This is a genomic window from Pedobacter sp., assembly GCF_965279535.1.
Lineage (GTDB): Bacteria > Bacteroidota > Bacteroidia > Sphingobacteriales > Sphingobacteriaceae > Pedobacter.
The window spans coordinates 4,621,296-4,641,542 of record NZ_OZ257244.1; the positions used below are offsets into that span (position 1 = coordinate 4,621,296).

Consider the following 20,247-nt stretch of genomic DNA (forward strand, 5'->3'; position numbering starts at 1 on the left):
TTATATTTTTGAAGAAGACTAAATGATATCATGAGATTTATTGTATCCACATCAACTTTATTAAAACATCTACAAACTGTAAATGGTGCTTCAAGCAGCAGTACAGTTTTACCAATATTAGAAAATTTTCTATTTGAGATTAAAGACGGAAACTTGACTATCTCTGCAACTGATTTGCAAACCAGTATGACTACTGCATTACCGGTAGAGTCAAAGGAAGAAGGCAAGGTTGCTGTTCCCTCAAAAATTTTATTAGATACTTTAAAAACCTTACCAGATCAACCTATCGCTTTCAATATTGATGATAGCACTTTTGCTATTGAGATTAGTGCAGGTGACGGTAAATATAAATTGAGTGGCGAAAATGGAGATGATTTTCCAAAAATCCCGGTGGTAGAGAATGCTTCATCTGTAAATTTGCCCGCTTCTGTACTTACTGAGGCCATTACCAAAACCATTTTTGCTGTAAGTAATGATGAGCTTCGCCCGGCGATGACAGGGGTGTTTTGTCAATTATCTCCTCAACACATTACGTTTGTTGCTACCGATGCGCATAAGTTAGTACGCTATCGCAGAATGGATAGCAAAGCTGATAAAGCAGCTTCATTTATCTTGCCTAAAAAAGCTTTAACCTTACTGAAAGCGGCATTGCCTTCAACAGATATCAATGTTTCAGTTGATTATAATGCAACAAGTGCTTTTTTTAAGTTCGAAAATATCAATTTAGTGTGTCGTTTAATAGACGAGCGTTATCCTGATTATGAGGCGGTTATTCCTCAGAACAATCCGAACAAATTAGTCATCGACAGAGGATTGTTCTTAAATACACTCCGTAGGGTGGTTATTTTTGCAAATAAAACAACGCACCAGGTAAGATTAAAAATTAATGGCAGCGAACTGAATATTTCATCAGAGGATTTAGACTTTGCAAACGAAGCGCATGAGCGTTTAAGCTGCCAGTATGATGGTGAAGATTTAGAAATTGGCTTTAACGCACGTTTCCTGATCGAAATGTTAAACAATTTAAGTGGCGAGGAAGTTACTTTGGAACTTTCTACACCGAACAGAGCGGGCTTATTAATTCCGCAAACCAACGATGAAAATGAAGATGTTTTAATGTTGGTAATGCCGGTTATGCTTAACAACAGTTATTAGTAAATAAACTATTCTTTTAGATTGTTAACAGAAATGGCTTGGTTTTTGACCAAGCCATTTCTGTTAACAATCTAATACAACAACTCATGAAAATCTTTACTAAACGCTCGCTTCAAATTCTCAATTTTCTAATTCTTATTTCTTTATTTACGCTTGGTGCCTGTAAAAAGCATGATCCCGATGTTGTGGCAAAGGGAGAGGCCAGGGTAAAATTGGTTAATGCTGTAACAACTGAATATAACCAGGATGTTTATGTTGATGGCGAAAAGAAAACCACCGCTGCATTAGCCTTTAGTGAATCTACCGAATATTTAAAACTATTTTCGGGGAGCAGGGAAATTTCCTTTACAGGTGCAAATAATATTACCACAGCCGGAACTATAAATTTCACACCCTCACTTGTTTATACTGTTTTTTTAACCAATAACAGAACTGGTGAGCGCGAAGTTATAAGTTATGAAGATAACCTCAGTAACACAGAAACTGGAAAGGCTAAAATTAAACTCATCAACCTCACACCTTCGTTTGTAACAGGGATTAATGTAAGTGTACAGGCCGGTACTCAATTCGTAAACGGACTATTATATAAGGAGGCATCCAATTATTTCGCGGTTGATGCAGGTATGAATTTAAGATTTAATGTTGTTGGCTCCGGAAGTATTAAAACTTTAGATGGTAAATTATTAGAGGCAGGGAAAATTTATACCATCTGGTTTAGCGGAAATACGGCCTCAACATTGGAAGCCCATCTCATCAGCGATAATTAATTTAATAACTTAATATGCTTTGTGCTATCTTTACGTTTTTATAGTACATTCAGTTTTTATGAAGAGCAGATCATTTCTATTTACCAGCATATTTTTATTATTCGGATTAGCCTTATGCTTTGTTGCGTGTAGTAAGAATGAAAATTTTATTGCCGGTGATGCAAAAGTCAGGTATTTTCAAAGTGCTGTAACGGATACCACGCAAAATTTTTATTTAAATGGCATTCAATCTGGTGCTTCTACCGTATACGGATCCAATAGTAATTACATAGTGGTTGCCGGCGATTCAACCTATAAAATTACTTCAAGGAACATTAATACCACAAATGCCGTTGCAAGCACCGATCAAAAGTTTGAAATTGGGGCACATTATTCTGTTTTCTACACCCGTAAAACCCCAACCGACCCACCATCGTTGCTTGTTTACCGGGATGATGTTAAACAAGACTTAGATTCTGCTAAACTTACCTTTTTAAATTTAGGATACACGCTGGGAAATAATACGGTTCAGGTAAGAGATGCAGGAAATGCATTTGCTCCTTTTACTCTAGCGTACGGAAATAAAGTTACCTATAAAGTGAAGGTTACCAAAGCAACAAAAATATTTTTCGATTTAACAAACCCTATTGCAACACAGAAAGCATTAGATTCATTAGACTCAGCTGGAACAACAACTAAAAAGATTGCCATAAGTAAAGGTAAGGTGTATACCGTTTTGCTTGATGGGAACAAAGCCAGTGAACTTCAAATGCGCTTGGTTCAAGCAAACTAACATATTTACTTATCTGTGAATTAAAATCCTTTTCATATTCATATTTTTGCCCAAAATCAGATCAATTGGAATTACTACAACAACTCTGGGATTTTATTGCCCATATCGATGTTCACTTAGCCGTAATCGTTCGCGACTATCAAACCTGGACTTACCTCATTTTATTCTTAATCATTTTCGCAGAAACTGGATTTGTAATTACCCCTTTCTTACCTGGTGATTCGTTGCTTTTCGCAATGGGTGCTTTAATTGCAGGTGGAAACACAGGTCTGAATATCTGGCTAATGTTGTTAATCTTAATTGTAGCCGCAATTGCTGGTAATACCCTAAATTATAAGCTCGGAAGTGTGCTTGGAGCGGGTGTTTTCAAGGAAAATAATAAAATATTAAAACTTAAATACTATCACCAATCTCACGAATTTTTCGAGAAACATGGAGGTAAGGCCATTATGTTAAGTAGGTTTTTACCTATTTTCAGAACAATTGCACCTTTTGTTGCTGGTATTGCAAAAATGCCTTTCGGAAGATTTACCTTCTTTAACATTGTTGGTGGATTTACCTGGATTTTTGCTTTATTAATAGGTGGTTACCTGCTTGGACAAATTCCGATTATCAAAAATAACTTTGAAGTGGTTATCATTACCATTGCTGTAGTAACTTTTGTTCCGGCTATCTGGGCCGCAATTAAAAGCCGTATGCAACCTAAAAAAATCGAAAAGATTTTAGAAGTAGAAGATTAGTCACTTCTAAAATTTATACAGAAGCCCGATGATCAATATCATTGGGCTTCTTTTGTTAGAACTCTCTTCCAACAAGCCTTGCGCTTTTAATTTTCTTATTTAATTCTTCTTCCGCTTTTATTTCCTCAGGAAGAAGTTCAATTTTTTTTAGCCCTTTTAAGCTGGGCTGACCAGCATCTACCCAGGCTGAAAACCAATAAGAACCTGTTTGTATAATGGCCGAACGCATTTGTTTCTCTACCATATGATTCATCTTGTCATGGTATGCCTTAGAATAGGCAAGTGAATACTGTTTAACCACCTGGTTATGCTGTTCAGTAAAGCTATACTTCAAATCAGAGGGGAAAGACCGGTTGAGTGCTGCTTCAAAACTAAGTACGGTATCAACCAGCTTGTGCGTGTGTTTTACAATGCTCCATGCTTGCTTTAAAGGATTTTCAATGTAAACAGCTTTACCTACTACGAAATTATAACGCGTGGAAAATAATTCTGGTAATCGGCTTTCCCAAAATGCATGTATGCCAACCTGATTACTGAACTGACCATTGTGATTGGCTGTAGTGTGCAAAGGTACATGTGCATCGCCAATATAATGACCTAAATCAGCCGAATACTTCAATATTTTAATTGAATCTCTGGTTTTAAAAGCTTTAACCAAACTATAATATGTTCGTTGAATTTGCCAGGGAACTATACCATTGGCATTCAATCTTTTTTGCCCGTATTTAACTACTGCATCTTGCCATTTTTCGGGAATGCTATCCATATGTTTCTCATAATTTTCTACATCCAGATAATGCCTTGGGGCTTCTAATGAGTCTGCATAGCGTCGTTTGTCGGCATCTACCGCATGTTCAGTTATATATTTTGCTTGCCGCTTATAGAAACCAAACATCTCAGCGGGAAGTGTGAAAATGGCCAGTTTATTTATCCTTTGATGCGCAAAGAAGCCCCAGGATGTGCAAAAAAATAGTGGGATGATTAACGTAATACATAGCGCTAATCTTTTCATGATAGAAGGTAAGTAAAAAACAGCACTTACAAGATTCTTGGCAGGTAAGTGCTGGTAAAATTTTATACGCCAAATTGCGCGAGATGGTGGTCTATGTGTTTGTAAAATAATATATTCCACTCAGATTTATTCAACTTTCCAAAAGAATGTGATTCCTTCCCATCGAAATAATCTTCACCTAATTCCTGCGTCTTATTCAGGTATTCAATTAACCGTGCTTTTTCTTTTGCAAAGTCTTTTTCAGTTGTGATGATAAACTGAGGAGCAGTAGGGCTACTTTTTGGATATGGCTTTTCGCTCATCACCTTGGCTTTAACTAAATTTTTTAAAATGAATTTCATAAAAAAATTAGGTTTTGGATGTATGTCATCATAAACCATTTCATAGCTTACATTACAATGTGCAAGCATTTGAGATGCATTCATTTTACCCCATTTTGCAGGTAATCCAGGTTCAAGTCGATTAATCCTATCAATTACTTCAGTGTTTACCGAAGGCTGAAAAATATTCTTCATATTCTGTTTGGTTGTTAAACTAATATATGGATTGGATTGGAGATACGCAAGCTGGTTGTGAAATGGGGAGTTGAAAGTGAAAAGTTGAAAGGCTATCTCCAAACCCGTCTTAGACGTCTAAGATGTCTTAGGTGGTGAAAAAGTCCGGAAGTCAGAGGTCGGAAAGTCGGAAAAGGTGGAAATGAAAAGTTGAAAGTAAAAAGTTTAAAGCCACCGCCAAAACCCTCTTAGGTGTCTAAGGTGCCTTAGGTGGTGAAAAAAGTCCGGAAGTCAGAGGTCGGAAAGTCGGAAGAGGTGGAAGTTGAAAGTTTAAGGTAAAAAGTTGAAAGGCTATCTCCAAACCCGTCTTAGACGTCTAAGATGTCTGAGGTGCTGAAAAAAGTCCGGAAGTCAGAGGTTGGGAAGTTGGAAGAGTTGAAAGTGAAAATACCACCGCCTAAAAACTTCTTAGGGACCTAATATGCCTTAAGCGGTGATAAAAAAAATAATTGTTTACACGGTTTTCAATTCAACAATTAATCAATTAAACAATTCAGTACCCTGTCTTGATACTCAATACCTGATACTAAAAAAAGCACATCCTTACCCTTGCAATGCTTTCCTCACCGCCGGAGCGATCTTCGTTCCAAAAATCTCTATTGATTTCATCATTGCACTATGAGAAGGACCACCAACATCCATGTGGGCAGAAAATCTGGTTAAGCCAAAAGTTTCCTGCATAGACAGAATCTTATCAATGGATTCATTGGCATCTCCAATAATTAAAGCTCCACTGCTACCTCTTCCCATATCAAATTGGCTGCGCTGGTAAGGGGGCCATCCTCGGCTCTTGCCAACCCTGTTCATTTGGGCAGCATAAAGCGGGTAATAATATTCGGCAGTTTCCGCACTATTTTCGCCAAATAAAGAATGCATATGAACACCCACTTCAAATTTATTCATGTCGTGCCCGTATGCTTCGTAAACACGTTTGTAATAATCAAACAGGGGTTTAAATTGTATAGGTTGCCCGCCAATTATGGCAAACATTACCGGTAACCCTAATCTGCCTGCTCTTTCAACAGATTCTGGTGTGCCACCTATGGCTACCCAAATTTTTAATTTGTTGTTAACTGCTCTGGGTAAAACCTCCTGGTTAACCAATTCAGATCTGAAATTGCCCTTCCAGCTAATTTTAGGTTCTTTATTTATTTTTAAAAGTAAATCCAGCTTTTCCTCATACAGTTGATCGTAATCCTGAAGGTTAAAACCAAATAATGGAAAAGATTCAATGAAACTTCCGCGGCCGGCCATCAATTCTGCTCTGCCATTAGAAATAAGATCGATCGTAGCGAAATTTTGATAGAGTTTTACCGGATCTGATGAACTCAAAACAGAAACGGCACTGCTCAGTTTAATGTTTTTGGTAACGGTAGCTGCGGCTGCTAAAATAATTTCGGGACTAGACACAGCATAATCCGGGCGATGGTGTTCTCCAATGCCATAGAAATCTAAACCAACCTCATCCATGAGTTTAATTTCTTCAATAATCTCTTGTAATCTTTGCTGTGCGGGCTGAATTTCGCCTGATGCACTCACCTGCAAATCGCCAAACATGCCAATACCTAATTCCATACGCTTAAATAATTTTAACAAAAATAAGTATTGAGCTTTAGTTTAATTTTGATGTATGGTAAGAAAAAGTCTATAGGTAATTTAACGGCAAAGGAGGCACTGTTTAAATCGGCTGTACAATTCTCCTTTTAGAATTTGTTTCTTATTAACTTTTATTTACGTTTGAGTATTGATTCCCTAAAATTTATTTTCAGCGTATACTTCACAAAATATTGAAGCATTTCGCACTATAGTCTCGTGTCAGAAACCTTAGAAATTTCAATCCGAATGAGAGAATAGTGTTATACTCATGCTATTGGCGTGGGCCCACCTTTCTCATTCAGGGCTTCTCAGGGCCTCTAACAGTGGAAGTGGGATTACCACGCCTTATTTTTGGTAGTTCCCTTTTGGAACAGAAAGTCTGTGAAAATAATTTGTAACCTATTTTATTGTAACATAAAAAAATGTAACAACAAATTATGTTACAAAAGATGTAACATGTTTTATTGCAACACAAAAAAATGTTACAAGAGAAAATGTTGCAAAAAATAATTTTAAAATAAACTTTACACACAATGAAAGAGCTTAGGAAAGAACTGGGTTTAACTCAAGAGGAGTTTGGTAATTTAATTGGAGCATCAAGAGTAAGCATTACTCAGTACGAAAAAGGCCTCCGTTATCCTAATACTAAACAGCTTGCGGCATTAAGTACTATAGCGCTTTTAAGGCACACAGGCTTAGAAAAAGACATTAAATCTTTTGAGCAAATTTATACCAAAGAGCAAAGGGCAGCACTTGAGGTAGTTAAAGTTTTAACTGATAAAGTAAAACAATCTTCCTATAAGCTGGATCTTCTTCGAAATAAACTGGCAAAGCTACAGACAGATTATTTGCAGACCCAAAATTTATGGAACCTGATTCCTGGTTTAAAAATAAAATTTTCCGATGATCAACCAACTATGGTTTACATAGAGGTGCTAGAGATAGAATGCGCGCAGAAATTAAACAAATTCGGTGTTAAAAAGCAGGCTTTGCTTCGCTTTGAAATTCTGATGCTCGAAAAGGAAATAGATTCGGCAAAATTAATTATGGATGAGGTTAGCTCGCTTACGCTACCTTTACCCCAACAGATATAATTTCGGCTGGCCTACAAACGACAGGGATTCACTTTTTGTAATAAAACTACAATCTCATAGAGATTAGGCTGTCATATACACTGTCAATTACTTTGCTCATTCTTTCAATATCCAACGTTTCCATGGTGTCTGTTTTTTGGTGATAGTTCTTATTGCGGTAGAAGGAGGTATCTGTAATCATTAAAGCACCAAAGCCAAATTTCCAATAGTTCAAATGGTCAGAAAAATCAATTCCCGGGAGTTTTGGCGGTCCGGCAAAAGTTTTTGTCCTGATCTTATCAGCAGATTTAAATCTTTTAACAAAATGGCGCACAAACCTGCCTGCACCAAATTTCTTTACCAGTGTAATATAATTTCCTTTATTTCCGTAGAAGGCTGACAGTATGCCAATAGGGTAGGATTGAGATGCGGGTTCATCTTTAAAATAGCCAATCATTTCGAGAGAAATCATGCCCAATACATCTGATTTTATATCAGTTAATGATTGTGCATGAATATAGCTTCCCATATGTTCCGTTCTAAAGTAAGGTGGTTCCTCTAAAGTATAGGCCACCAGATCAATGCGGTAATTCAGCTGCTTACCTGCAAGCATCCTGGCCAGTTCCAATAAACCTACCACCCCCGATGCATTATCATCTGCCCCTTCCTGATCTCCACAAACATCATAATGTGCACCAACTATAATCCGTTGTTTATTTTCTGTGCCGAAAGAGCAAATGACATTTTTGTAAACTTTTTGGTCTACAGTATATTCTTGAAATGATACGCTATCTGATGATTTCCTAAAAGTTGAACGGATATATTCAGCAGTTGAATTGAGTTGATCTAAGTTGCTATGGTTTCTATAACCAGCTGTTTTTGTAATATTTTTAAGCTGAGTAATAATTAGGGCGGTATCAGATTGAGCATTGGAATGGAGGACATTAACCATCCATATTAAAAGCATTATCGGATAAATTTTTAAGTTGATGAAGCGCACAGTTGAAGATAATTATTTAAGCGCTAATATCCAATGAACCAGAAAGTTTCCGGAATAAATCAGAATGCGAGACTCTTGCAATCGACGAGTAGCTGACTTGCTTTTCTAAAAAGAAAAAGGATTATGAACATTGGCCCATAATCCTTTCTAAAAATTTTTCAGCTAAAAAAGCAAGCAATTATTCTATTTTTTTGCCTTTCATGGCTGTAGAAATGGCTGCATCCATTACACGTTCTGCAAAAGGGCGGGTAAATTCATTCAACTCATCAGCTTTTTTCAGAATTAAGTCTTTATCGTTCAATGTTAGTGCATTTTTTAAGGCACTAATGTACAGTTGCGTATCTCTGATTTCTGCCTGGGTTAAGTGTTCGGCATGTTTTTCTATAAAGCGCTCGGCGGTGTACAGCAATTGTTCACCCTCACTTCTGGCTTCAATCAACATCCGTTGTGCAACATCACTTTGTGCGTGGGTAATGCTGTCAATTAACATTTTTTCAACCGTATCATCCGTAAGTCCGTAACTTGGTTTTACTTCAATTTCTTGTTTTACACCAGAACGAAGCTCAATGGCTTGTACGGTTAAAATTCCATCGGCATTCAGCAAAAAGTTAATATCTACCTTAGGCAGTCCCGCTGGCATTGCCGGAATACCTTTTAAATCAAATTCTGCAAGTTTACGGTTTTCTTTAACCAAATCTCTTTCGCCCTGGTAAACAGAAATTTTCATGTTCACCTGCCCATCAATAGAAGTAGTATACTGGCGGCCAGCTTTGGTTGGAACCTTACTGTTACGCGCAATAATCACATCCATTAGGCCGCCCATGGTTTCAATACCCAAAGAAAGTGGCGTAACATCCAGCAATAAAATATCCGAACGGTTCCCGGCTAAAACATCAGCCTGGATGGCCGCACCAAGCGCAACTACCTCGTCCGGGTTAATATTATCCTGAGGTTTTTTGCCAAAGAAGGCTTCTACTTGTTGTTTAACATAAGGTGTACGGGTAGAACCACCCACCAAAATAACTTCATCAATATCTGCTGCGGTTAAACCCGAGTCTTGCAATGCATTTTTACAAGCAGTAATGGTTTCCTCTACCTTTGCTGCAATTAGTTTTTCGAAAGTTTGCTTATCCAGTGTGCACCAGATTTCGCCCACCTGCTCATTGTATAAATTTTGGCTCGATAGGGCTTTCTTTGCAGCTTCTGCCTGTAAACGTAATGTCTGCATCAATACGTTATTGCTGGAAAGTTCAGTTTTATCGAGTTTGTTTTGTTCAATCCAATAATTTAAAATGGCACGATCAAAATCGTCACCACCCAAAAAGGTGTTTCCATTGGTGGCCAAAACCTCAAAAATTCCGTTTTGAATCTGTAGAATGGAAACATCAAAAGTTCCGCCACCCAAATCGTAAACGGCTATCGTTTTTTGCTGAGCCGGATCTAAACCAATTCCATAAGCTAAACTGGCTGCAGTAGGCTCATTAACAATGCGCATTACATCCAAACCGGCAAGCTTGCCCGCATCACGTGTAGCCTGGCGCTGGCTATCGTTAAAATATGCCGGCACAGTAATTACGGCCCTGTTAACAGGCGTTTTAAGTGCATGCTCTGCACGGGCTTTAAGCTCCTTTAAAATTTCTGCTGAGAGTTCAATAGGGGTATAGAAGCGATCTCCGGCGTGTATTTTTACCAGGGCATCGCTATCATCATCAATAATTTTATAAGAGAAAATATCGGAGTGTTCTGCAACATCTTTGTAAGAACGACCCAACAACCTTTTTACCGAAAAAATAGTGTTTGCAGGGTCGGTGGTTAAGAATTCTTTGGCATCATTGCCCACAATTGCTTCGTTATGGCTGTTAAAATAAACAACAGATGGTACAAGCAGTCCTTTGCCCGAATCATTAATTACCTGAGGGTTTTTATCCGGGTTAATAAAGGCTACCAGACTGTTCGTAGTACCTAAATCAATACCTACAATAATTTCTTCTTGCTGTAATGAACCTGTTGCCAGGTTAATCGATATTTTTGCCATGCTGCGAATTTACACACTTTGTTGCTCAAAATTGTTGTAATGTTGTAAAGTTGGCAATGGTATGTTAAAATTCTAATGCAGCATATTTTAGAAAATGGTTTACAGTGGTTCTTCGGCAGCAGCAGTCCTGCTTTTTGGTCCAAGCCAAACAGAAGGGTTTGGGCTTTCCCCTTCAATCAGGTTTAGTTTACCTAAATGGGTGCTCATCGGCCAGTGAAAAACCCAGGTGTTAATTTTTTTTGTTCTTCTCTTCAATCCAAAGCGACATATACTTGGTACTTTGAAGGCTGTGATGGCTGAGGATTTGTCCGAAAAAATTATTTTCTCTGTGGGTCTTTAAGTTTAAAAGCAAGGCATCTATGGTGGTTAGAAAAACATCGGCAAAAGCGGTTTTAGCATATCGTTCATTAATAATGCGCATGCCGTTTTGCTGTGCAGTGTGCCAAAGCGTTTGATCTTGGTATAAGGTTACCGCTGCAGAGATAAATTTATCAGCATCATCTTCAATAATGCCATTCCAGGCTAAATCACCGCTCATGGCCTCTGCACCTACAGTAGTGGTAACGGTTGGTGTTCCTACCTGCATGGCATCGATAAATTTGCCTTTAACACCAGCACCAAATTGAATGGGAGCCAGCAGGATGCGGTGTTTGGCAATGGTTTGCTGCGCATCTAATGCCCGGCCTTTAATCAGGAATTTTTCAGTCTTGTTGTTTAAATCCAACACCTTTTGAGTAGGGTAGGCTCCATAAATATTCATGCTCGCACCTGGAATTTTTTTTCGTAAAACAGGCCAAATTTTAGTTTTGAGTATCTGTACGGTGTTCCAGTTGGGTTCGTGCAAAAAGTTGCCTATAAATGCAAAGCCTTCTCTCTCATCAAATGAGAGCCACTTATTTACCTGAGCTTGCGTAATTTCATCTTCTAAGAAAGGGAGATAGTGCAACAGAGATGGCTCAATCTTAAACTTCTCCAGTAGTAAATTCATTTCCATTTCAGAAATAATTAAACTTATATCGCAACGCAAAATAGAAGCAATTTCTCTTTTGGCAACATCAGAATATAAGTTAACCAGTTCTTCTTTCTTTGCGCCGAGCTGGCGGGCCTGTCTCAGAAAATGGAGATCTTCGGTATCTAAAATCCTTAAAGCATCAGGACATTCTTGTTGAACGCGCCAGCCATATTGTTCTTCAATCATGAAACGATCAAAGAGGATTATATTTGGACGCAGGTCCTTTAAAAACGAATTAAAACTTTCATCGTTTAATATTATTGGCTGTTCTTTAATATTTTTACCTGCAAAATCATAGCTAAATTCACTTTTAGAAGCAGCTGATGCAAAGGTGATTTCATAGCCTTGAGTAAGAAATAGGTCAATCAGCTGAATCATTCTTGTACCTGCTGCCGATGAAGTTGGTTCAGGCCATACCATTCCGATGATCAATAATTTCTTGGGGCTCATGATTAAAATTTGTACAAAATAAAAGGTTTTTTCCGTTCCCCGCAGATTAAAATGATTTTAAAGGGGTTTGGTTTTTTATTTTTTTAACCACCTCAGACATCTTAGGCACCTAAGAGGGTTTTGGCGGTAGCCTTTCAACTTTCAACTTTTCACTTTCCACTTTAAACTTCCATCTGTTCTGACTTCCCGACCCCGGACTTCCGGACTTTTTTCACCACCTCAGGCACCTTAGGCACCTAAGAGGGTTTTGGCGGTAGCCTTTCAACTTTCAACTTTCCCCTCCCCGCAACACCTTCCTCCTTTACTATCAGAAATATTTTTAATTTTGCAGCCGATAGAGATAACACCATGCTAGGATTAAAATTATTGACGGACCCGCGTTGGGCCAATATTGCTGAATCGAATTTAGAAGAAATTTTATCTGATCATGCCTGGTGCGAACAGAAAGCCGCAAGTAATGCGATTACCTTAATTACTCAAAATTCAGAGCATCAGGATTTGGTTGATGAGCTTACTGCGATTGCCATTGAGGAAATGCAACATTTTCAAATGGTAATCAATATCATTAAAGAAAGAGGGTATACCTTAAGTCGTGAGCGTAAAGACGATTATGTAGGCAAGCTGGTTAAATTCAGTAAAAAAGACGGAAGCCGAAATACCGCTTTCATCGACAGGCTTTTATTTGCAGCCATGATTGAGGCCCGAAGTTGCGAACGTTTCCGTGTGCTTTCGCAAAATATCAAAGATGAAGAATTAGCTAAATTCTATTACGATTTAATGGTTTCTGAAGCTGGCCATTATACTACCTTCTTAAATTTTGCCCGTAAATATTCGATTGATGTGGATGTAGAAAAACGTTGGAAAGAATGGCTGGATTTTGAAGGTGAGTTAATTCAAAGCTTTGGAACTAAAGAAGCTATTCATGGCTAGGTTTTGTGGAAGATGAGATATGAGATATGAGATGTGAGATTTGAGATGTGAGATTGATGTGCAGAATATCTTCCGACCTCTGTCCCCTGAATTTCCGACTAATTTAGATTTGAGGGGAGATTCGCACAATATCTTCTGACTTCGGACCGCTGACTTCCCGACTAATTTCAGCCTTATGAATATTCCAAAGCCAGATTACAATATCCTGGTAGCTATCAATCCCTTTTTTCTGGTTGTTGAGTTTTAAAAAACGATCAAAAGCAGCATCCATGTAGCCAAACATCTGGCCGTTATATTTTCGCCAGAATTCTTTTTCTGCTTTAAAATCTGCTAAAACAGGCTCAGAAATTTTGCTCCTTATGGCTTTATAATCGTCCGGGGATTTCATCCTGATTTCAAGCAAGATATACCTTAGCATTTCATAATTCGCAGAGTATTGAAAGTAAATGTTGTTGCTGTTACCAGCGGTTAAATACCCCATTAAGTTAGCCTCATCTTCGTATGCAATACCCAATTGGTGGCCAATTTCATGGCAAGTAACATAGGGTTTTACAAAGCTGGGTAAATCAGTATTGATATTGGCTTCAGCAGAAAGTGGCGCATAATAACCTTCAATACCTACTTTGCTAATCACCCAGGGTATTAAAACCGACTTTACGCTTGGTTGAGGGTAATAAAAAACGCTATTTTTCTTATCCATTTTGGCATAAGCGGCAACCGCTTGTTCTCGCAGTTGTTTAAGTGAGAAATGGATTTCATTGCCATCGGCTAAGCAATTACTTTTTAAAGTGTTGGTTTTATTTACAAAGTAATTCCCCAATAGCAAAAGCTCTTTTACATTATATTTCTGATTTCCAATGCCGAGTTCTTCACTAATGCTTGGTCTGCTGTAATTTAAACCCCAAACCAATTTGAATATGATGTAGAGGAGGAGACCGAAATTTAAAACTTGCAAAGGCACAGTTATTCGGTGGCTTTTTTGGAGTTGCTTTTTTCTAATCAGTTGATAAAACTGATAGATTTTATAAATGACGTAGCCAATAAGCAGGGCGTAGATAATATCGCCAATGGCAAAAGGAAAAATTGATGAAACAAATCTTAAAGTAGCAGAAATATAAATATATATCCCCGTTGAGTAATAGGTTTGGACGAGGGTAGGAGATAAGCCAAAAAAGAAAATTAAAGCAGTAATTATAATCAGAATACCGCATTTAATAAGATAAGATTGGACTGATCTCATTTTTGCCAGTGGGTTAGTAACTTTAGATCTTTAATATTATTGAAGTGTTTTTGATATTACGAAATTAGTCCGTCAAAAAAGAGGTATCAACCATTATGATTTGGTTCTCCATTCATTAATTGATTTTCTGGTTTTAGGAATTTCCTGTACTTGATCTTCAAACCTTCATCACTAATGGCTTAAGCTAAACAAATATAATAAACTTATCGGGCAAATGTTAGCCTTTTGCCAATCTCATCAGTAGTGAATTTACCTTTTTGATAAGCTAAATTACCCGAAACGAAGGTATGGGTAATACTGGCCTGAAAAGTGTTGCCATCGAAAGGGCTCCAACCACATTTATAGAAGTTATTCAGTTTAATAACTGTCCATGGATCATTTAAATGAACAAGAACCAAATCTGCCCAATAGCCTTCACGGATAAATCCCCGTTTTTCTATATCGAAGCAAATAGCCAGGTTATGAGCAGTTTTTTCAACGATCTTCTCTAAAGAAATTTTTCCCTGAAGGTGCATTTCCAACAATGCCGGCAATGCATGTTGTACCAATGGACCGCCAGAAGGGGCTTGTGCATAAGGTTGTTGTTTTTCTTCTAAGGTATGTGGAGCATGGTCTGTTGCAATAACATCAATGTTATCATTTAGCACACCTTGTAAAATGCCTTCCTGATCTGCCTGGGTTTTCACCGCAGGATTCCATTTAATGAAATTACCCTTTGTTGCATAGTCCTGGTCGTTAAACCAAAGATGGTGTACACAAGCTTCAGCTGTAATTTTTTTGTCTTTTAGCGGAATGGAATTGTCAAAAAGTGCAATTTCTTTAGCAGTTGAAATATGAAGAATATGCAAACGCGTTTGATATTTTTTAGCCAGTTCAACTGCCAATGATGAAGATTTATAGCAAGCTTCGGCGCTACGGATTAATGGATGCATATCAATTGTGAGCTCATCACCGTATTGTGCTTTGAATTTAGCTAAGTTTTCGCGGATAGTTTGTTCATCTTCGCAATGGGTAGCGACCAAAATAGGCGCCTGACTGAAAATATTCTCCAAAGTCTTTTCATTGTCAACCAACATATTTCCGGTTGATGAACCCATGAAAACTTTAATTCCGCAAACGTTTTTAGGGTCAGTTTTTAAAACTTCATCAATATTATCATTGCTCGCCCCCATATAAAAAGAGTAGTTAGCCAATGAGGTTTGTGAAGCGATATCGTATTTATCTTGTAAAAGTTGCTGGGTAAGCGTGTTGGGAACGGTATTAGGCATTTCCATAAAAGAAGTAATACCTCCAGCAACAGCGGCCATACTTTCTGTAAAAATATCTGCCTTATGGGTTAATCCCGGTTCGCGGAAATGTACCTGATCATCAATCATTCCCGGTAAAAGGTACTGGCCTTCTCCATTAATTTCTTTAGCCTCTGGTGCCGATAAATTTTGACCGATTTTGGCAATTAAACCATCTTTTATAAGTACATCAGCAACCTGTTTTTGGCCTTCGTTTACAATTGTAGCCCCTTTTATCAGATAAGTATTCATGGCTTCAAAGGTAATAAATTAGTACGGAGAATTTGTATCTGGTATCGGAGTTGATTGTGAATCGTTTAATCGGTCAGTTGTTTAATCGGTGAGTTGCTTAACTGAGAACCACACAAACCGCTAATTTTATAGTCATTAATCACCCAATTAGGTTTTGGCGGTAGCCTTTGAACTTTGAACTTTCAACTTTGAACTTCCGGACCCCGGACTTTCCGACCTCCGACTTCCGGACCCCGGACTTTCGGACTTTCCACTTTCAACTTCCGGACTATTTAACCACCTAAGGCATCTCAGACACCTAAGCAGGTTTTGGCGGTAGTACTTTCAACTTTCCACTTTCCACTTCTGACTTCCGGACCCCTTCACTACATTTCATCTTTCTGCTAAAACTAAATACACTATCTTTGTACGCTATGGCAAAACCTTTTGAAGAATTTAAGTTAAACAGGCAGATATTAAATGCAGTTGCCGATGCAGGCTATACTACAGCTACACCAATACAGGAAAAAGCAATTGCGCCAATTTTATCTGGTCAGGATATTTTTGGAATTGCTGAAACAGGTACAGGTAAAACCGCTGCTTTCGTATTACCGATATTAATGCAATTGAAGTATGCCCAGGGAGAAAGTCCGAGAGCTTTAATTTTGTCGCCGACCAGGGAGCTGGCCATGCAAATTGCAGAACAGGTAAAATTATTTTCTACCTATACCGATTTACGTTCGCTGGTTATTTTTGGAGGTATTGGCCCTAAAACTCAAAAAGAAGAAATTGCAAAGGGGGTAGATGTCTTAATTGCCACACCAGGCAGATTTTTAGATCTTTACCTTGCCGGTGATATCAATACGCAGAGCCTTAAATTCCTGGTGCTGGATGAAGCTGATAAAATGATGGATATGGGTTTTATAGGCTCGATTCACAGAATTTTGGAAATTGTACCAAGAAAGCGCCAAAACTTACTTTTTTCCGCTACCATGAGCGATCTGGTGCAGAAAATTGCCGGCGATTTCTTGAAAAATCCAACCGTTATTGAAGCTTCTCAACAGGCAACACCTGCACAGAACGTAACCCAGGCGCTTTATTATGTGCCCAACTTTAAAACCAAAATCAATCTTCTTCAAAATCTGCTTAAGGATGATGAGGCTTTTTCCCGTTTGATTATTTTCTGCAAAACCAAAACAGTTGCAGATAACATATTCAGTTTTATTGAGCGGAGATACGGTGCAGAAAACGTTCGGGTCATTCATGCCAACAAGGGACAAAATACACGGATCAATTCTATCAATAGTTTTAAGGAAGGCAATATTCGTGTATTAGTGGCTACAGATGTGGCGAGCAGAGGAATTGATGTAAGCGATGTAAGCCATGTAATTAATTTCGACGTTCCGATTATCATTGAAGATTATGTGCATCGAATTGGTAGAACGGGCAGGGCTTTTGCCAAAGGTGATGCCATAACATTTGCTACCGATGCAGAGAAATACTATATCCGAAAAATTGAAAAATTAATCAGACAGTATATCCCGGTACGCGAAATTCCTGAAGGTGTTTTTATTGAAGAAACCCCGTATGAAGAGCGTCAGCATATTGCAAGAGAAATTGACAATCAAAAACGTAAGGAAGACCCTGACTTTAAAGGGGCATTCCACGAGAAGAAAAATGCTAAGGTAATTGAGAAAACTGCTCGCGAAAAAGCAAAAGCCAAGGCCGGAAAAGCAATAAAGAGTTTTAAAAAAGGTAAACGTTTCGATAAGAAAAAGTAATGAAGGCAAGAATTACACCTTTAAATATTATAACAGCTATTGCATTTGCGCTATTGGTCGTTAGTTTTATAGGGACCAAATCACCGGGTCAACCTGTAGATCTAACTGGCTTTTATAAACTTATATTAGGCTGTTTAGTATTAGTGACCTTCATAACAGATCTGATTTTTCGTTTCACTTTAAAAAATCTTAAACGAATCTGGGTAGTAGAAATATCATTTATAATTGTCTCCGCAATCTTGATGTTAATTTTACAAAAAGTAGCTTAATCATCAGTGAAAATCGATATTAAAATCAGCATCTTTGCGGGCTTGAAATACCATTGAAATCCAGATTTCGATACAAATTAAATTATTACAATGAGGAAAGCAGAAATAAAGATAACCGTAGAGTTAGATGATAATAACATGCCCGAGAATATTCTTTGGGAAAGTACAGATGCGAAAACAACAGATCAGGTGCCTGTAAAATCGATGATCCTGGCTTTATGGGATCATAACTATAAAAACTCTATGCGCATCGATCTCTGGACTAAAGACATGCCTGTTGATGAGATGAAGCGCTTTTTCTACGAAACTTTACAAACCATGGGCGATAGCTTTTTAAGGGCTACAGGTGAAAAATTAATCGTTGAGGATCTACGTGATTATTGCGCTCACTTTGCCGATAAAATGGGCATTGATATGGGTAAATAAGTCAAAAGTTTAAAAAGACTAAAGCTATGTGATTATTACTGTTCGCTTCATTAGTAGATTAAACAGAAATCAATTAGCCGGTTAAATAATAGAAGAATCAAACAGTTCAATCAATATGTTAATCGTTAGTAAATTTAGAGCATGGGTGGGTATTTTACTTTGCATTATTGCGAGTTTCTGTCCAATGCTAAAAGTGCCGATCAAAGGTAACTGGAATTTATATCAGTCGGACGCCCGCTTGTTTTTTATTACCTATGCTATTATTGCTTTAGCAGTACTTTGTCTTTTCATCAGAAAAGTAGGTGCTTTCAGGTTTATGAGTTTTGTAATGGCTATTTGGTATGTCTTGGCGGTGATTGCGGTCTACTTTACTGCTCATAATTATACTAAATACGGTTTTGCCAATAAGCTTATTGGTAAAGTAGTGCATTTCCAATGGGGTTGGATCGTATTTTTAGTTGGTGTTTTATTTATGCTTTTTAGTGTAAAGCGCGGCGAAAAATTAACTGTATAAGTATCGGGCACCAGGTTGCGATGTAAATTTACTTAGATCGCAACACAATTAGCTGATTAATCATTCCTACTGTACTCCTGACAGAATTGTTCTCCGTTTGAAATGGGTGATTCATCTTTGCCGCTGTGCACCAAAATCTAAGTCACTTCTTAATTGGTATAGCGATTTAAAATGACATTAACTTTAAAGAATTAAAGCACATTTGTGAAATTTCCTGGTCCAACTTCACAACTGCTGTACAATCTATCTACATTTTAAAACTTATAGGGATAAAAAAATTAAATTAGATTTCTTTCAATTAAAACCTTGATATTATGGATATTAATGGAAAAAGAGATTTAATTGGTTGGGATATTGTTAACTGGTTTAAGGCAATACCTTACTGGGAAAAACGTGTTTCTTTAGTAAATGGCGATAAGAACTGTTTGGAGCTTGGCGCAAGCAATGGAGGGTTGTCGTTATGGATGGCGAAGCACAATAATCAGGTAATCTGTTCTGATTTGACTAAACCTGGTAAAGAAGCATTAAATATTCATGCTAAGTACGATTGCCGGAAAAACATCAGTTATGAGGCTGTTGATGCTACGCATATCCCCTATAAAGAACAATTCGATATTGTGGCATTCAAATCAATAGTAGGAGGGATTGCGGGATTCTATGGAGATAATTCCTATAAATATAAAACACTACACGAAATGTATGAAGCCCTTAAACCCGGAGGGAAATTGCTTTTTGCAGAGAATTTAAAAGGGACCACATTTCATGCCTGGTTGAGGAAACATTTCGGAACAAAGGATTGGAACTATCTTCGTTTAGACGAGATGAGTACCGTTTTTGCTGATTTTAAAAATGTAAATTACACTACAGTCGGTTTTTTCGGCTGTTTGGGCAGGAATGAAAAACAACGTAATTTCTTAGGGAAAATTGATACACTGATAGAAAAAATTATTCCTAAATCATTTCACTATATTGTAATTGGTGTAGCAGAAAAATAGCCCCTGAAGGCTAATCTGCAGTAAAATAATCATCAGCATCTGCCTCCAGAGGTATATAGATTCTTTCCCATTCATTACCATCAATAATTTCCCAGGTATGCCCAAAACCCAGGGTATCATTGGCAATCAAAATAACTCCGGGCTCAATGATAAAAGTGTTGCCATTACTTACCTCAAATTTTAGCTTTCCTTTTAGCGTAATTACATATTGTCTCCGGGGTGCCGGATGCGGGATTTTCTCTAAAGTGCTTACATCGGTTTGAGCGAAGAAATAATTGGCGTTGATGTGCTGACGGATGGGGATTTTGCCCGTTTCAAAATCACATTTATCATCTTCTATATTAATTAAACGAATCGCGCGTAAATAGTTCTTATGATCTGACATGTCGGCAAGGTATATTGTTGTTCC

At 37.8% G+C, this 20,247-nt stretch carries 19 protein-coding genes; 10 read left to right on the forward strand and 9 right to left on the reverse strand.

The genetic code is table 11. The annotated features are described in order from the left end of the window. Positions 1-30: 30 nt before the first annotated feature. The 4 genes from dnaN to ACQY77_RS19210 all read left to right on the forward strand — a co-directional run bounded on the left by dnaN (position 31) and on the right by ACQY77_RS19210 (position 3,434). Entirely contained in the window at positions 31-1,155 is a 1,125-nt protein-coding gene (gene dnaN / locus ACQY77_RS19195; protein WP_090884001.1) for a DNA polymerase III subunit beta, read from the forward strand. A gap of 86 nt (positions 1,156-1,241) precedes the next feature. Continuing rightward, the gene (locus tag ACQY77_RS19200) at positions 1,242-1,922 is read left to right on the forward strand and encodes a DUF4397 domain-containing protein (RefSeq protein ID WP_421940704.1); all 681 of its coding nucleotides are present in this window, start codon (positions 1,242-1,244) and stop codon (positions 1,920-1,922) included. A 58-nt stretch (positions 1,923-1,980) separates the two neighbouring features. Then, positions 1,981-2,694, forward strand: coding sequence for a DUF4397 domain-containing protein (locus tag ACQY77_RS19205; protein WP_421940703.1), 714 nt, complete (start codon positions 1,981-1,983; stop codon positions 2,692-2,694). Between the two features lie 65 nt (positions 2,695-2,759). After that, positions 2,760-3,434, forward strand: a complete 675-nt coding sequence (locus ACQY77_RS19210) for a VTT domain-containing protein (protein WP_421940702.1) — start codon at positions 2,760-2,762, stop codon at positions 3,432-3,434. Positions 3,435-3,489: 55 nt separating this feature from the next. Here ACQY77_RS19210 and ACQY77_RS19215 read toward each other — a convergent pair whose 3' ends face one another. The 3 genes from ACQY77_RS19215 to ACQY77_RS19225 all read right to left on the reverse strand — a co-directional run bounded on the left by ACQY77_RS19215 (position 3,490) and on the right by ACQY77_RS19225 (position 6,575). After that, positions 3,490-4,446, reverse strand: coding sequence for a zinc dependent phospholipase C family protein (locus tag ACQY77_RS19215; protein ID WP_421940701.1), 957 nt, complete (start codon positions 4,444-4,446; stop codon positions 3,490-3,492). Positions 4,447-4,508: 62 nt separating this feature from the next. Next, positions 4,509-4,961, reverse strand: a complete 453-nt coding sequence (locus ACQY77_RS19220) for a DUF1569 domain-containing protein (RefSeq protein ID WP_421940700.1) — start codon at positions 4,959-4,961, stop codon at positions 4,509-4,511. A 582-nt stretch (positions 4,962-5,543) separates the two neighbouring features. Then, the gene (locus ACQY77_RS19225) at positions 5,544-6,575 is read right to left on the reverse strand and encodes an LLM class flavin-dependent oxidoreductase (RefSeq protein WP_421940699.1); all 1,032 of its coding nucleotides are present in this window, start codon (positions 6,573-6,575) and stop codon (positions 5,544-5,546) included. 554 nt (positions 6,576-7,129) lie between these two features. Between ACQY77_RS19225 and ACQY77_RS19230 the strand changes: the two genes are divergently transcribed. Continuing rightward, complete coding sequence (locus ACQY77_RS19230; RefSeq protein ID WP_421940698.1) at positions 7,130-7,690, forward strand: helix-turn-helix domain-containing protein; 561 nt, start codon at positions 7,130-7,132, stop codon at positions 7,688-7,690. Between the two features lie 46 nt (positions 7,691-7,736). Here ACQY77_RS19230 and ACQY77_RS19235 read toward each other — a convergent pair whose 3' ends face one another. The 3 genes from ACQY77_RS19235 to ACQY77_RS19245 form a co-directional block, all read right to left on the reverse strand. Beyond that, the gene (locus tag ACQY77_RS19235) at positions 7,737-8,636 is read right to left on the reverse strand and encodes a M28 family peptidase (protein ID WP_421940697.1); all 900 of its coding nucleotides are present in this window, start codon (positions 8,634-8,636) and stop codon (positions 7,737-7,739) included. A 211-nt stretch (positions 8,637-8,847) separates the two neighbouring features. After that, a complete protein-coding gene (gene dnaK / locus ACQY77_RS19240) occupies positions 8,848-10,704 on the reverse strand; it encodes a molecular chaperone DnaK (RefSeq protein WP_421940696.1) in 1,857 nt (618 codons plus the stop codon). A gap of 229 nt (positions 10,705-10,933) precedes the next feature. Then, a complete protein-coding gene (locus ACQY77_RS19245) occupies positions 10,934-12,166 on the reverse strand; it encodes a glycosyltransferase (protein ID WP_421940695.1) in 1,233 nt (410 codons plus the stop codon). A gap of 348 nt (positions 12,167-12,514) precedes the next feature. Here ACQY77_RS19245 and ACQY77_RS19250 point away from each other — a divergent pair, with 348 nt between their 5' ends. Further along, a complete protein-coding gene (locus ACQY77_RS19250) occupies positions 12,515-13,096 on the forward strand; it encodes a tRNA-(ms[2]io[6]A)-hydroxylase (protein ID WP_090889813.1) in 582 nt (193 codons plus the stop codon). Between the two features lie 103 nt (positions 13,097-13,199). Here ACQY77_RS19250 and ACQY77_RS19255 read toward each other — a convergent pair whose 3' ends face one another. Continuing rightward, positions 13,200-14,336, reverse strand: coding sequence for a DUF3810 domain-containing protein (locus tag ACQY77_RS19255; RefSeq protein WP_421940694.1), 1,137 nt, complete (start codon positions 14,334-14,336; stop codon positions 13,200-13,202). 203 nt (positions 14,337-14,539) lie between these two features. Further along, the gene (locus ACQY77_RS19260) at positions 14,540-15,874 is read right to left on the reverse strand and encodes a dihydroorotase (RefSeq protein WP_421940693.1); all 1,335 of its coding nucleotides are present in this window, start codon (positions 15,872-15,874) and stop codon (positions 14,540-14,542) included. Between the two features lie 413 nt (positions 15,875-16,287). Between ACQY77_RS19260 and ACQY77_RS19265 the strand changes: the two genes are divergently transcribed. The 4 genes from ACQY77_RS19265 to ACQY77_RS19280 all read left to right on the forward strand — a co-directional run bounded on the left by ACQY77_RS19265 (position 16,288) and on the right by ACQY77_RS19280 (position 19,838). Continuing rightward, a complete protein-coding gene (locus tag ACQY77_RS19265) occupies positions 16,288-17,634 on the forward strand; it encodes a DEAD/DEAH box helicase (RefSeq protein WP_421940692.1) in 1,347 nt (448 codons plus the stop codon). A 359-nt stretch (positions 17,635-17,993) separates the two neighbouring features. After that, complete coding sequence (gene gldC, locus ACQY77_RS19270) at positions 17,994-18,329, forward strand: gliding motility protein GldC (protein ID WP_421940691.1); 336 nt, start codon at positions 17,994-17,996, stop codon at positions 18,327-18,329. 115 nt (positions 18,330-18,444) lie between these two features. Then, a complete protein-coding gene (locus ACQY77_RS19275) occupies positions 18,445-18,843 on the forward strand; it encodes a hypothetical protein (protein WP_421940690.1) in 399 nt (132 codons plus the stop codon). Positions 18,844-19,157: 314 nt separating this feature from the next. Next, on the forward strand, positions 19,158-19,838 hold the full coding sequence (locus ACQY77_RS19280; protein ID WP_421940689.1) for a class I SAM-dependent methyltransferase: 681 nt from the start codon (positions 19,158-19,160) through the stop codon (positions 19,836-19,838). Positions 19,839-19,848: 10 nt separating this feature from the next. Here the strand turns inward: ACQY77_RS19280 and ACQY77_RS19285 are convergent, their stop codons facing one another. Beyond that, positions 19,849-20,223, reverse strand: a complete 375-nt coding sequence (locus ACQY77_RS19285) for a hypothetical protein (protein WP_421940688.1) — start codon at positions 20,221-20,223, stop codon at positions 19,849-19,851. Between the last annotated feature and the right edge of the window lie 24 nt (positions 20,224-20,247).

Excerpts from the sequence above, each read along its gene's own strand:
- ACQY77_RS19250 (WP_090889813.1), top strand. The coding sequence starts at position 12,515 with ATGCTAGGATTAAAATTATTGACGGACCCGCGTTGGGCCAATATTGCT.
- ACQY77_RS19230 (WP_421940698.1), top strand. The coding sequence starts at position 7,130 with ATGAAAGAGCTTAGGAAAGAACTGGGTTTAACTCAAGAGGAGTTTGGT.
- ACQY77_RS19245 (WP_421940695.1), bottom strand. The coding sequence starts at position 12,166 with ATGAGCCCCAAGAAATTATTGATCATCGGAATGGTATGGCCTGAACCA.
- ACQY77_RS19220 (WP_421940700.1), bottom strand. The coding sequence starts at position 4,961 with ATGAAGAATATTTTTCAGCCTTCGGTAAACACTGAAGTAATTGATAGG.
- ACQY77_RS19260 (WP_421940693.1), bottom strand. The coding sequence starts at position 15,874 with ATGAATACTTATCTGATAAAAGGGGCTACAATTGTAAACGAAGGCCAA.
- ACQY77_RS19280 (WP_421940689.1), top strand. The coding sequence starts at position 19,158 with ATGGATATTAATGGAAAAAGAGATTTAATTGGTTGGGATATTGTTAAC.
- gldC (WP_421940691.1), top strand. The coding sequence starts at position 17,994 with ATGAGGAAAGCAGAAATAAAGATAACCGTAGAGTTAGATGATAATAAC.
- ACQY77_RS19265 (WP_421940692.1), top strand. The coding sequence starts at position 16,288 with ATGGCAAAACCTTTTGAAGAATTTAAGTTAAACAGGCAGATATTAAAT.
- ACQY77_RS19235 (WP_421940697.1), bottom strand. The coding sequence starts at position 8,636 with ATGCTTTTAATATGGATGGTTAATGTCCTCCATTCCAATGCTCAATCT.
- ACQY77_RS19275 (WP_421940690.1), top strand. The coding sequence starts at position 18,445 with ATGTTAATCGTTAGTAAATTTAGAGCATGGGTGGGTATTTTACTTTGC.
- ACQY77_RS19200 (WP_421940704.1), top strand. The coding sequence starts at position 1,242 with ATGAAAATCTTTACTAAACGCTCGCTTCAAATTCTCAATTTTCTAATT.
- dnaN (WP_090884001.1), top strand. The coding sequence starts at position 31 with ATGAGATTTATTGTATCCACATCAACTTTATTAAAACATCTACAAACT.
- ACQY77_RS19205 (WP_421940703.1), top strand. The coding sequence starts at position 1,981 with ATGAAGAGCAGATCATTTCTATTTACCAGCATATTTTTATTATTCGGA.
- ACQY77_RS19225 (WP_421940699.1), bottom strand. The coding sequence starts at position 6,575 with ATGGAATTAGGTATTGGCATGTTTGGCGATTTGCAGGTGAGTGCATCA.
- ACQY77_RS19255 (WP_421940694.1), bottom strand. The coding sequence starts at position 14,336 with ATGAGATCAGTCCAATCTTATCTTATTAAATGCGGTATTCTGATTATA.
- ACQY77_RS19285 (WP_421940688.1), bottom strand. The coding sequence starts at position 20,223 with ATGTCAGATCATAAGAACTATTTACGCGCGATTCGTTTAATTAATATA.
- ACQY77_RS19215 (WP_421940701.1), bottom strand. The coding sequence starts at position 4,446 with ATGAAAAGATTAGCGCTATGTATTACGTTAATCATCCCACTATTTTTT.
- dnaK (WP_421940696.1), bottom strand. The coding sequence starts at position 10,704 with ATGGCAAAAATATCGATTAACCTGGCAACAGGTTCATTACAGCAAGAA.